The following is a 12,614-nucleotide window of genomic DNA, read 5'->3' as shown; positions in this document are numbered from 1 at the left end:
CTCGGCAGGAAGGGGATTTGACCGGTGAATGTCGCGCCCGACGAGCTGACCGGCTCCGAGCAGGCAGTCCTGCTGGTACTGATGGCCGAGTCTCGGCCGGTGCCCAACCCTGAGCTGGAACGGCTGGGGCCCAAGCTCGACAAGCCCCGCCGTGACCGGCTCAACCGGCTGGGGTTGATCGAGTCCACCGGTACCCGCCCGCTCGTCCACGAACTGACCGATGCCGGTTGGGCCCTGTGCCGGGCCCTGTTCGGCGCGGACGCGCCGCCCCGATCCACCGGACAGGGCAAGGCGTTGTACACCCTGCTTGGCGCGTTGCACCGTTATTTCGAGCAGTCCGAGCTCGTACCCGCCGACGTGTTCCTCCCGGCCGAGCCGGAGTCGCCCGAGCCGGAGTCGCCCGAGCCGGTTGCCGCCGACCCGGAGGTCCGGCTGCGAACCGCCTACACCGGGCTCGCTGCCCGGCCGGGCGGCTGGGTGAGCCTGCTGCGCCTGCGCCAGGCCGTCCCCGAGCTGCCCCGTCCCACCGTCGACGCCGCGCTGATCAGCCTCTACCAGCAACCCGGCGTCAGCCTGATCCCCGAGGAGAACCAGAAGGTGCTCACCCCTGCCGATCGCGACGCCGCAGTGGAAATAGGTAACCAGGACAAACACCTGATCGCGATCGAGTCCTGATGGAACTCTCACACCGCGAAGCGCTCAGCGCGCTTCGCCTGACTTGGGCGCCCACCGCCGACGACCTGTGGCATTCACAGGGCGCGCTGCATGTCCGCGGCCTGCACGACCGGGCGATGTCCGATGTCATGGCCGCGTTCGGGGATGCCGAACGGGAAACCGACTCCAGCCCATTGGGTGTGGTGGTGCGCGGTCCGGCCGGCTCCGGCAAGACCCACCTGCTCGGCCAGGTACGCGAACAGATCCAGACCGGCGGCGGCTACTTCTTCCTCGTCGAACTGCTCGACGCGGCCGGCTTCTGGCAGTCCACCCGGGCCGGCATCCTGGAAAGCCTGGGCCGCCCCGGCAGTGAGCGTGAGACCCAACTCAAAGACCTGTTGTGGGAGCTGTCCTCGGTGGCCCACATCTCCCGGGCCAACCGCCGGGCAGTGATCGGCGACGACGACCTGACGCCTGAGATCCTCACCGACTTCGTCAACGCACTGCACAAGGTGCACCGGCACACCGTCCGACGCGCACACCACACGCTGCGCGCCCTGGTCCTGCTGGGCGCCGGTGACCTCGAGCTGCAGGACATCGGCGAGGCGTTCCTGACCGGCAGCAGCGCGAACGAAACCTGGGGCCTGCCGGCACCGACACTCACCGCACAGGAATCCGTGCGCGACATCTCGCGGCTCGTCGCCCTGGCCGGACCGTCGGTGCTGGCGCTGGACCAGATCGACACCTTGCTGGCCCAGTCGGTCGACCGCACCGACGGGGCCTCAGGCACCGGGGCATCGGGTGCCGGCGACCTCGAACACATCGCCCACGGCCTGATGGCGATCCGGCAGACCATGCGACGCACCGTCGGGGTGGTGGCCTGCCTTCCCGCGGCGTGGGAGGCGATCCAGGACCGGGCCACCGCCACCGTCCAGGATCGCTTCCGGACCACCGCGATGTTGCAGGGCCTGCCGACCCCGGAAGTCGGCCGCGCCATCCTGGAACGGCGTTTCACCGCCAGCTACGCAGCGATCGGTTTCACCGCGCCGTACCCGAGTTGGCCGATCCTGCCGTCAGCGTTCGACGAGGCCACCCAGTACACCCCGCGCCAACTGCTCAAGCGCGCCGACACCCACGTCCGACGCTGCCTGGACCGCGACACGATCGAGGAACTGGCTCACCTCACCGGCGAGGTGAGCCGGCCCCACGAACCCACGGGCGAGACCGTGCACGGCGACACCGGCGAAATCGACCGGCGCTTCCTCGAGTACCGCCGCCGGGCGGTCACCGTCGCCGCGCGCGACCCAGACGGCGAGGACACCACGATGCCCGGCCTGCTGTCGGCGGCCCTCGATGCGTGGATCACCGAACTCGGTGAGGCCGGGCAGGCGTTCCGTCCCGATCCGCTCCCGGGCCAACGGGTGGTGCTGCACGGCCGGCTGCGCCAGACCCTCGACGCCACCACCGACGACGAGCGGCACTGGGCATTTCGCGCCATCGCCTCGGGCAATGCCGTCGCGGTGCAGAACCGGATCCGGAAGGCGTGGGAGGCCACCGGTTTCAATCCCGACCGGCGCCAACTGTTCCTGTTGCGCAACACGCCGTGGCCGAAGGGCGCCAAGACCGCGGTGGTGATCGCTGAGTTCGAGGCGGCCGGCGGCCGGGTACTGCCGATGAGCGAAGACGACATCCGCACCATGACCGCGCTGCGCGACCTGATCGACGACAACCACCCGGACCTGCCCGAGTGGCTTCGCCGGCGCCGCCCGGCCCACGGGATCGGCTGGCTGCGCGCCGCCCTCGGTGACATCGCGGGTGATCCGCCACCAGACCGGATCACCGTCGAGGTCGAACCCGAGGTCGAAACCGGTCCGATCCGAATCAACCCACCGGTGATCGAGCATTCGGCCACCGCGGTCACCCTGGGGGTGGACAGCGCCGGCGGGCGCGCCGTATCGGTCGACCTGGCCGCGCTGCGCAAGCACACCGCGATCTTCGCCGGTTCCGGCTCGGGCAAAACCGTGCTGATCCGTCGTCTGGTCGAGGAGTGCGCGCTGCGGGGCGTGTCGTCGATCGTGCTGGATCCGAACAACGATCTGTCCCGCCTCGGTGAACCCTGGCCCGAGCCGCCCCCGGGCTGGACCCCGGCCGACGATGCGCGTGCCGACGAATACTTCGACAACACCGAGGTGGTCGTCTGGACCCCGCGCCGATCGACGGGGCGTCCGTTGTCCTTCCAGCCGCTTCCCGATTTCGCCAGCGTGATCGACGACGACGACGAGTTCTCCGACGCCGTCGAATCCGCCGTCGCCGCGCTGGAACCGCGGGCCCTGATCGCCGGCAACACCGCCAAGGCCGAACGGTCCCGGGCAGTGCTGCGCGAGGCGTTGCGGTTCTACGGCGCCGGTCCTTCGGTGAGCCTGGGCGGCTTCATCGACCTGCTGGCCAATCTGCCCATCGAGGTAAGCGCGTTGGGTGGGGCGCACAAGCTGGCCGCGGAACTGGCCCAGAACCTGCGTGCGGCCACCGTGAACGACCCGCTGTTCGGCGGGGCCGGCACCGCCGCCGATCCCGGGACGCTGTTGACCCCATCGCCCGGCCACCGGGCCCGGGTGTCGGTGATCAGCATGGTCGGGCTCACCAACGACCAGCAGCGCGAAGGATTCGTCAACCAGCTTCAGATGGCGCTGTTCGCCTGGATCAAGCGCAACCCGGCCGGCGACCGCCCGCTGGGCGGGCTGTTGGTGATGGACGAGGCGCAGAACTTCGCCCCGTCCGGCCATCTCACCGCGTGCACACACAGCACCCTGGCGCTGTCCGCGCAGGCCCGCAAGTACGGGCTGGGACTGGTGTTCGCCACGCAGTCCCCCCGCGGTCTGCACAACCACATCCCCGGCAACGCCACCACACAGTTCTACGGCCTGCTGAACTCCCCCGCGCAGATCGCGGTGGCCAGGGAGATGGCCCGGGTCAAGGGCGGCAACGTGCCCGACATCAGCAAGTTGCGGTCGGGCCAGTTCTATCTGGCATTGGAAGGCAACGCCTTTCACAAGATCCAGACGCCCTGGTGCCTGTCGCACCATCCGCCCAGCCCGCCGACCACCGACGAGGTGCTGACGCTGGCACAGCGGGAGCTGGTGTCCCGCTAAAGCAGCGTGGCGCTGCCGTCGGGGTGTACCTGCACCGCGGCCCCGGCGATGTCCTGCGACATGGTGGCCGCGGCCTGCGACTCGTCGACGATGCGGGCCAGGGTGCGGCCACCGTCGGGGGTACGTACCGCCAGGAAGGCCCGCTCGGCGCCACCGTCACGACCGACCGGCGTGGTCCAGGACTCCACCGTCCCGGTGCCGGTGAAGTCCACCCGCAGTTGGCGCGTCGGCTCGGCATCGACCTCGGATTGCACATCCTGCCAACGGAATTCGTGAGTCGGCGGCTCGGTTCCATACACCCCGAAGCTGTGTTTGGTGAGATAGCCGCCGTTGGCGGTGATCAGGCCCCGCGTTCCCGGCGCGGACACCAGCCGCTCGGCCATGGTGGCGATCGAGTGCGACACATAGTTGTTCCACGGACCCCCGGCGAAGGTCAACCCGCCGGTGACCGTGAGCGGCCGGGACGGATCGTCCAGCGGCAGGCCGATCTCGGCCGCGGCCACCTGCACCGCCGAGGGAAAACACGAGTACACGTCGACGAAGTCGACGTCGTCGGCGGCCACCCCGGCCAGCTCCAGAACCCGCCGCCCGGCGATCCGGATCGCCGGTGACCGGTAGAGCTCGGCCCGCTCACCGATGGCGTAGGTGTCGTGCGAATCCGTCCCGGCATACGGGAAAACCCAACGGTCGCTGGGAATCTGCAGCGACGTCGCCTTCCCGACGGTGGTCAGGATCAACACCGCACCCTGGTCGACCATGTTGTTGGAGTTCATCAGCTTGGTGTAGGGCCAGCTGATCATCCGATTGTCCGGGCCGGGCTGCCAGATCTGCTCGGCGGGCAGTTCATCGCGGCTCCAGGCGTGCGGGTTGGCGGCGGCCACCGCGCTGAACCGCGACCACAGCGCACCGATCCGGCGACGATGGGCATCGCTGGTCTCCCCCGCCGCGATCCGCAGCGCCTGTTCGAACATCGGATACACATATGCCGGGCGGTCCAGGCCGATGCGCAGCTCGGCCTCGCCCGCCATCGGCACGCCCTCGTGCGCGCCCGGCGCTTCGGGCACCGATTCGTCCTGACGGGTCCAGTCGGGTTTGGCCCCGGCGGCGCGCAGCCGGCTGCGGGTGCGCCAGGTTTCGGCGCCGGCGATCAGCACCACCTCGGCCCGGTCGCCCAACAGGTCCCGGCACGCCTCGTTCACCAGCGTCTGTGGCACGTTGCCGCCCACCCCGGTGTAGCGGGTCACCGCCTTGTCGGCCCGGATCCGTTGCGCCAGCAGCAAACCTGGGTCCCGGTAATGCCAGGACAGCAGATTGACGATCCGCACCGAGTCGACGGCTTCCAGAACCCGCGGGTCGGCGGCGGTCCGGGCCGCCGCCACCATGAGGTCGACGGGTTCGACCGCCGGATCATCCTGGTGCTGGTTGACCTGGCCGTAGCCGACGAGGACGGGGGTTCGCGGGTCGAGGCTTCTGGGCACCGGCATGCCCACGAACCTAGCCGTTGGTTGACCGGTCCCGATTCGGGTACCCGGCTTCCGAGCGCCATTCACCCGAACCGACCACCATGGAGACATGAGCGACGCGACCCTCTCACCGGCCTTGACCGACACGGAACTCGAAAAGCTCGATGAATACTGGCGAGCGGCGAACTATCTGTCGGTCGGACAGATCTATCTGCTGGACAATCCGCTCCTTCAACAGCCCCTGGTGGCCGACCACATCAAGCCGCGGCTGTTGGGGCACTGGGGCACCACGCCCGGGCTGAACCTGCTGTACGCGCATCTGAACCGGATCATCCGCGAGCGCGACGCCAACGTCATCTACATCACCGGACCGGGTCACGGCGGTCCGGGTCTGGTAGCCAACGCCTACCTGGAAGGGACGTACAGCGAGATCTACACCGGCATCGGGCAGGACACCGATGGTTTGCGAAAACTGTTCCGGCAGTTCTCTTTTCCTGGTGGCATCCCCAGTCATGTGGCAGCCGAGACACCCGGATCGATCCACGAGGGCGGCGAGCTGGGCTATGCCCTGGTGCATGCCTACGGTGCAGCGTTCGACAATCCGGACCTGGTGGTCGCGTGTGTGGTCGGTGACGGCGAGGCCGAGACCGGCCCGCTGGCCGCCAGCTGGCATTCCAACAAGTTCCTCAACCCCGTGGTCGACGGCGCGGTCCTGCCGATCCTGCACCTCAACGGCTACAAGATCGCCAATCCGACAGTGCTGTCCCGGATTCCGCAAGAAGAGCTCGAATCGCTGTTCTACGGCTACGGCTACCGGCCCATCACCGTGGCCGGCGACGACCCGGCCAACGTGCACCAGCAGCTGGCGGCGGCCATGGACGAGGCGTTCGACCAGATCGCCGCGATCCAGCGCGCGGCCCGCCTCGACGGCGAGCCGGGCCGTCCGCTGTGGCCGATGATCATCATGCGCACCCCGAAGGGCTGGACCGGCCCGCACGAGGTGGACGGCAAAATGGTCGAAGGCACCTGGCGGTCCCATCAGGTGCCGCTGTCAGAGACCAGGACCAACCCCGCGCACATGGTTCAACTCGAGGCATGGCTGCGCAGCTACCGGCCCGAGGAACTCTTCGACGCCGAGGGTGCGCTGCGGCCGGATCTGCGCGCGCTGGCCCCGAGCGGGACTCGGCGGATGAGTGCCAATCCGCACGCCAACGGCGGGTTGCTGCTGCGCGACCTCGACCTCCCGGACTTCACCGACTATGCGGTCACCGTGCAGCGACCGGCGGCCGAAACCGCAGAGGCGACGAAGGTGCTCGGCACGTTCCTGCGCGATGTCATCGCCCGCAACCCCGACCGCTTCCGGCTGATGGGTCCGGACGAGACGGCGTCGAATCGGCTCTCGGCGGTGTTCGAGAAGACCGACAAGATTTGGCAGGCCGAGACGCTGCCGGTCGACGAGAACCTCTCGCCCGAAGGCCGGGTGATGGAAGTGCTGTCCGAGCACCTCTGCCAGGGCTGGCTGGAGGGCTACCTGCTGACCGGTCGCCACGGGTTGTTCAACTGCTACGAGGCGTTCGTCCACATCGTCGATTCGATGCTCAACCAGCACGCCAAATGGTTGTCCAGCAGCGCGCACCTGTCCTGGCGGAGGCCGATCGCGTCACTGAACTATCTGTTGACCTCGCATGTGTGGCGTCAAGACCACAACGGCGCATCCCACCAGGACCCGGGCTTCATCGACCACGTCGCCAACAAACGTCCCGAGGTGGTCCGGGTGTACCTGCCGCCGGACGCCAACACTCTGCTTTCGGTGGCCGACCACTGCCTGCGCAGCAGGCAGTACGTCAACGTCGTCGTCGCCGGAAAGCAACCTGCGCTCACCTATTTGACGATGGACGAGGCCGTTGCCCACTGCACGCGCGGACTCGGCATCTGGGAGTGGGCGAGCAACACCACGGGCGAACCGGATGTGGTGCTGGCGTGCGCCGGCGACATTCCCACACTCGAAACGCTGGCTGCCGCGGACATCCTGCGCCGCAAGCTGCCCGACGTGTTGGTGCGGGTCGTCAACGTGGTCGACATCATGCGCCTGCAGCCGGAGTCCGAACATCCGCACGGGTTGCCCGAGCGCGAGTTCGACTCGATCTTCACCACCGACAAGCCGATCATCTTCGCCTATCACGGCTACCCGTGGCTGATCCACCGGCTGACCTATCGGCACACCAACCACGACCAGCTCCACGTGCGCGGGTTCAAGGAGCGCGGCACCACGACAACACCCTTCGACATGGTGATGCTCAACGACCTGGACCGCTTCCATCTGGTCATGGACGTCATCGACCGGGTGGACAGGCTCGGCGCCCACGCCGCCGGGTTGCGCCAGGAGATGGTCGATGCCCGCCTGGCCGCCCGCAGCTACACCCGCGAACACGGTGAGGATGACCCCGCCATCGCCAATTGGACCTGGACCACGTTGTGACCTGGCTAATTGCGCCGCGCCGGTACGATTAGCGAGTTATGTCTGATTCGAGCGCCACGGCTGCGGCCCCCCACCCGGTGATGGCTCAGCTTTCTGCGCTGCATCATTTCCGGATCTACGCCGACATCGGCATCGTCGTCGTCATCCTGACGTTGACCAACCTCATCGCGCACTTCACCACCCCGTGGGCCAGTGTCGCCACCGTCCCGGCCGCCGCAATCGGTCTGCTGATTCTGGTCCGGGCCCGCGGCCTGGGCTGGGCCGAGCTGGGATTGGGCCGGGAACACTGGCGCGCCGGTGTCGGGTACGCGCTGGCGGCGGTGGCGCTGGTGGTCTCGGTGATCGCCGTCGGGACGATGCTGCCCTGGACGCGGCCGATGTTCATGAACGACAACTACGCCACCATCTCGGGTGCGCTGCTGGCCTCGATGGTCATCATCCCGTTGCAGACCGTCATCCCCGAGGAGTTGGCGTTTCGCGGGGTGCTGCACGGAGCGCTGAACCGCGCCTGGGGTTTCCGCGGCGTCGCAGCCGGGGGCTCACTGCTGTTCGGCCTCTGGCACATCGCCAGCTCGCTGGGGCTGACGAGCGAGAACGTCGGCTTCACGCGGCTGTTCGGCGGGGGTGTGTTCGGCATGGTCGCCGGGGTGGTGTTGGCGGTCGTGGCCACTGGTGCCGCCGGCTTCATCTTCACCTGGCTGCGCCGACGCAGCGGCAGCCTGATCGCACCGATCGCGCTGCACTGGTCGCTCAACGGGGTGGGCGCACTGGCCGCCGCCCTGGTATGGCACCTGTCGACTTAACCTCCGGCGCGCGCCCGGTTTCGCGCCCGGAACTCACGGTTCTTCAATTTGTTGCCGCACTCGGACATCACGCACCACGTGCCGCCATGGTTGCGCGAGCGGTCGTAGAACGCCCACCTACAGTCGGCGTTCGCACACGCTTTCAGCCGGGTCCAGGTGCCGTCGCGCTGCGCATCGCGCATCACCAGCAGCAGCTCGAGCAGCCGTTCCCTGACGCTGTCGCCGGCGGCTGACAACTCGATCTGCCCGTCGGATGCCAGTTTGACCCTCGCGGTGGCCGCCTCCGTCAGCGCTCGTAGTTCGGCATGGTGTTCAGGTTGCGGCGGTGGCCCACCGGTGTTGTGGACCAGCAGGGCGCGCAACGCTTCACGGACCCGGCGCACCTGTTCCAGCTGGCCCGGCGTGGGCCGATCACCATCTGCGAGCCAGCCGTGGGCCCTCAGCCACGGCACAGCGGCACTCGGGTCGGCGAGCCGATCGGCGCCTGACGGTAATTCGAGGGTGTTGACCAAGGCCTGGATCCGGGCCAGCGGCTCGGGCGCGGGTTTGGTCTCGGCATCACCGAGCCAGGTTCTCGTCACCTTTCCACCGTACCGCCGTGACCGCTTAAATGGTTTGACTAGTCATTCATGACCAGCGTAGGTTTTTAGATAGTCACGCATTGACGGCCCGACACCACGGAAGCTACGAGGGATCGCCGTGAACGACAATCGAATTTCCGCCCCGCCGAGGCGCACGGCCGGTTTGTCACCGGAACACTGCCGCCCGACCCTGCGGGCCCGCCTCACCGCCCGCGTGCGCGCGCCACGACTCGACGCCCTGCTGGCCGTCGGTGCGCCGACGCCACCGGGAAGTGCCATCGCGCTCCGCGCCGCCCGTCTGACGTCAGCCTCGGAGCGGGAGGCGATGGCCCGGGTATTGCGTCGTTGCGTGCGCGAGGCCACGAGCGACAGCATCTTCTTGTCGTCGCGAATCCCGTTGCACCGCAAGAATATCGCTGCAGCTCAGCCGATCATCGAGACGATCACCTTGCGTCTGCATTCACCGTCGGCGGTGGAGGCCCGCGAGATGGCGCGCTTGTCCCGGCTGATCCATGACGGGCTCGGACCGATGTACGCCTTCGGCCATGGCGATCTGGCCGGCAGGTTGGGTGCTGCGCTGGCCGCGCTCTGAGTTATAGCCGCAGCACCGCCGCACCGGCGATGCGCCCGGCACTGAGATCGAGCAGCGCCTCGTCGGCACGGTCCAGCGGATAGACCGGTCCGCTGACCGCCAACCGGTGTTCGCCCGCGAACGCCAGGAAATCGCGGGCATCGGCCCTTGTGTTGGCGGTGACCGAGCGAATCTCGCGTTCTTCGAACAGATGTCGCCGGTAGTTCAGGGCCGGGATGTCGCTCAGATGAATGCCCGCGATCGCCAGCACACCGCCGCGGTCCAGGGCCGCCAGCGCGGGCAACACCAGATCACCCACCGGGGCGAACAGGATTGCCGCATCCAAGGGTTCGGGCGGCAGGTCGGCACTCCCCTGCACCGACGACGCACCCAACGTCAGCGCGAGTTCGCGGGCCCGCTCACCGCGGGTCATCACGTGCACGCGGGCACCGCGCGCCAGCGCCACCTGTGCCGTCAGGTGCGCGCTACCCCCGAAACCGTAGAGACCCAGGCGGCCGCCGGCCGGCAGATCGGTACGCCACAGCGCCCGATAGCCGATGATTCCCGCGCACAACAACGGCGCGAGCTCGACGTCTGAGTACCCGACCGGCAACCGGAGCGCGAATGCACTGGGCACGGTGGTGAATTCGGCATACCCGCCGTCGGCATCCCACCCGGTGTAGCGCGACGACGGACACAGATTCTCCCGTCCGCGCAGACAGTGCCTGCACTGTCCGCAGGTATGGCGCAGCCAGGCGACGCCCACGCGGTCGCCGCAGCTGAAGCCGACGGTATCCGCGCCGACTGCGACCACCTCACCGACGACCTCGTGCCCGGGGATGACGTGCGGCCGGTGTACCGGCAGATCCCCTTCGGCCACGTGCAGGTCGGTGCGGCACACCCCGCAGGCCCGTACCTTGACGAGCAGCTCCCCGGCTCCGGGCTGCGAGATTCCCACGCTGACCCGGTGCAGCGGTCGCGAGCCCATCGGTCCGGGATCGACCACCTGCCAGGCGGTCATCGCCCGGGTGGGCATCGCGGTACCGGTCAGCTGTCCCGGCGCACCATCCCGACGATCCACAACAGGATCACCGAACCGAGGATCGCGGTGAACAGCGTGAACCACCAGCCACCGCCGGCCGTGTCGAGGAAGAAGCTGAGCAGGAATCCGCCGATGAGCGCACCGATCACACCGATGACGATGTTCATCAGGATGCCGGCGCCACCACCTTTGACGATCTTGCCCGCGATCCACCCGGCGATCGCGCCGATGATGATGTAACCGATCCAGCCGACACTCGTCAGCGTGGAGGAACGAGCCAGGATTTCGGTAGCCGCCATTACGTCCATTGCAGATCTCCTGCCTGTCACTGGCTATGCCCAGCGGGCTCGCTGAGCCACACCCAAGGTGTACCCGCAGAACGTAACAATTCAGCTGGTCAATTGGGAACGATCAGGCTCGACCGCCGCCCGGCACAGCCGGACATCGACGGCGAAGACGCGAACGGGCAAACGCAGATCACATTGTCGCCGCCCGCGGACGTGATTACCGTTGTCTTCATCTGGCAACGCGCTGTGAAGGCAGACCGGCCCCGACCCAGAACGTCCACCAGCACGCTCTCCCCGGCCCCACCGATCACTTCCACCGCACCGCGCGGTGCCGGCAAACATCGGCCCGGCGATGGGGACGGAGGAAGAATCATGAGGACATTTATCGGCTTGACCGCGTGTGCGCTGGCCGCCGGCGGCATCGCACTGGCCGACGCCGCCCCGGCCGACGCCGGCTGCCAGGGTGGTTGGACGCCGTGGGGCGGCGGGACCACGTGTGACGGCCCGATCGGACAGGACGGAAGCTTTCAGCGCTGCGTGACCGCCGGGGCCATGGGCTTCGGTGGCACGAACTGCTATCTGATGAACGTCAACAACCTCGAAGGAAATGTGCCGTACGTCGGCCCCTGATCGAGGTGCGACGTACGGCAGCCGGGCCGTGATCAGGCTGGCGGCATCATCTCCGGCGGGGCGTTGGTGACCGGCACCGGCACCCCGACACCCGGGTGGGCCGGATCAGCCGGTGGTGGCGGCGCATTGGGATCGGGCTGGGCCGCCGGCGGCGGAGTCCACGGGCGGATCGAGTTGGCCAGCGCCACGGCTGCGGCCTTGTCCACCGGATGGTTGGCCGACCCGAGCCACACCACGAACCAGCGTTCCGGGGCCCGCTGTCCGCGCGGGGTGCCCGGAGGCGGCGGCGCACCGACCACACCGGCCCAGATCTGACCGTTGGGCTTGTTGGCGTCGGTGAACTTCACCTCGTAGTACGACGCCACACCCGTGAGGCCGTTGGCGTCCAGCGGCACCGTCTCCTGATTCACCCGGGTTCCGGGGAACGGCATGAAGAACTCGCCCATGTCGGAGGCCAACCGGACCGCAGCCTTGGCATTGTCTGCCTCGGCGCCCGCGAACAGCTTGAGGTCGAGGCGCCCCAGCAGCACGCTGGTGTCATTCGGCGGCTCGGGTGTGCCTTCCGGCGGAATCTTGGTCAGCAGCGCCTGTCCATAGGACAGTTGGGTCGCGTCGGACACCTTCCAGCCGCCGGGCACGACATAGCTGAATCCACCCGCGGCGTTGTCCACCCGGCCCGGCTCGGGGGCGGGAGGCGCCGGAGCAGGCGCGTTCGGGTCCGCAGGGGCCGGCGCCGGAGCATTGGGGTCGGCGGGCGGCGGAGGTGGTACCGGAGCACCTGGCGCGGGGGCCCGCGCCGGCACCTGCTCCAGGCGCACCTGCGCCCGCACCGGCTCCAGCCCCCGCGCCGGCTCCTGCGCCAGGTGCACCCGCCCCGACGGGCCTTCAACAGATGAGTCGGACCCACCCCGCACGGCGCGCGTAACGCCGGCGGGGCGGCCCCCCCCCTCTTGGG

11 protein-coding genes are annotated in these 12,614 nt (G+C 68.5%); 6 read left to right on the top strand and 5 right to left on the bottom strand.

Annotated elements, in window-relative coordinates:
* Positions 1–24: 24 nt before the first annotated feature.
* Positions 25–675 (top strand): hypothetical protein, encoded by a 651-nt coding sequence (locus tag A5699_RS09980; RefSeq protein WP_067768714.1) that lies wholly within the window; start codon positions 25–27, stop codon positions 673–675.
* On the top strand, positions 675–3,803 hold the full coding sequence (locus A5699_RS09975; protein WP_067768712.1) for a helicase HerA domain-containing protein: 3,129 nt from the start codon (positions 675–677) through the stop codon (positions 3,801–3,803). The genes A5699_RS09980 and A5699_RS09975 overlap by 1 nt, the downstream gene beginning before the upstream one ends.
* Here A5699_RS09975 and A5699_RS09970 read toward each other — a convergent pair.
* The gene (locus tag A5699_RS09970; RefSeq protein WP_067768710.1) at positions 3,800–5,287 is read right to left on the bottom strand and encodes an acetyl-CoA acetyltransferase; all 1,488 of its coding nucleotides are present in this window, start codon (positions 5,285–5,287) and stop codon (positions 3,800–3,802) included. The two genes, A5699_RS09975 and A5699_RS09970, sit on opposite strands and share 4 nt — an antisense overlap.
* A gap of 88 nt (positions 5,288–5,375) precedes the next feature.
* On the opposite strand from A5699_RS09970, the gene A5699_RS09965 reads away from it, so the two are divergent.
* Complete coding sequence (locus A5699_RS09965) at positions 5,376–7,745, top strand: phosphoketolase (RefSeq protein WP_067768708.1); 2,370 nt, start codon at positions 5,376–5,378, stop codon at positions 7,743–7,745.
* A gap of 38 nt (positions 7,746–7,783) precedes the next feature.
* Positions 7,784–8,548, top strand: coding sequence for a CPBP family intramembrane glutamic endopeptidase (locus tag A5699_RS09960; protein WP_067768706.1), 765 nt, complete (start codon positions 7,784–7,786; stop codon positions 8,546–8,548).
* Here the strand turns inward: A5699_RS09960 and A5699_RS09955 are convergent.
* Positions 8,545–9,129 carry a CGNR zinc finger domain-containing protein gene (locus A5699_RS09955; RefSeq protein WP_067768704.1) on the bottom strand — a complete coding sequence of 195 codons (585 nt, stop codon included), beginning with the start codon at positions 9,127–9,129 and terminating at the stop codon, positions 8,545–8,547. The two genes, A5699_RS09960 and A5699_RS09955, sit on opposite strands and share 4 nt — an antisense overlap.
* A 118-nt stretch (positions 9,130–9,247) precedes the next feature.
* Between A5699_RS09955 and A5699_RS09950 the strand changes: the two genes are divergently transcribed.
* Positions 9,248–9,721 carry a hypothetical protein gene (locus A5699_RS09950; RefSeq protein WP_082957648.1) on the top strand — a complete coding sequence of 158 codons (474 nt, stop codon included), beginning with the start codon at positions 9,248–9,250 and terminating at the stop codon, positions 9,719–9,721.
* Position 9,722: 1 nt separating this feature from the next.
* Here the strand turns inward: A5699_RS09950 and A5699_RS09945 are convergent, their stop codons facing one another.
* The gene (locus A5699_RS09945) at positions 9,723–10,736 is read right to left on the bottom strand and encodes a zinc-binding alcohol dehydrogenase family protein (RefSeq protein ID WP_157561184.1); all 1,014 of its coding nucleotides are present in this window, start codon (positions 10,734–10,736) and stop codon (positions 9,723–9,725) included.
* A gap of 11 nt (positions 10,737–10,747) precedes the next feature.
* Positions 10,748–11,050, bottom strand: a complete 303-nt coding sequence (locus tag A5699_RS09940) for a GlsB/YeaQ/YmgE family stress response membrane protein (protein ID WP_067768702.1) — start codon at positions 11,048–11,050, stop codon at positions 10,748–10,750.
* A 351-nt stretch (positions 11,051–11,401) separates the two neighbouring features.
* On the opposite strand from A5699_RS09940, the gene A5699_RS09935 reads away from it, so the two are divergent.
* Complete coding sequence (locus tag A5699_RS09935) at positions 11,402–11,659, top strand: hypothetical protein (protein WP_067768700.1); 258 nt, start codon at positions 11,402–11,404, stop codon at positions 11,657–11,659.
* Positions 11,660–11,691: 32 nt separating this feature from the next.
* Here A5699_RS09935 and A5699_RS09930 read toward each other — a convergent pair whose 3' ends face one another.
* A complete protein-coding gene (locus A5699_RS09930) occupies positions 11,692–12,498 on the bottom strand; it encodes an APA family fibronectin-binding glycoprotein (RefSeq protein ID WP_369806682.1) in 807 nt (268 codons plus the stop codon).
* Positions 12,499–12,614 lie beyond the last annotated feature (116 nt).

The sequence above is a fragment of the Mycobacterium sp. E802 genome (genome assembly GCF_001666875.1).
Lineage (GTDB): Bacteria > Actinomycetota > Actinomycetes > Mycobacteriales > Mycobacteriaceae > Mycobacterium.
This window is presented reverse-complemented; position numbering and strand designations above follow the sequence as displayed.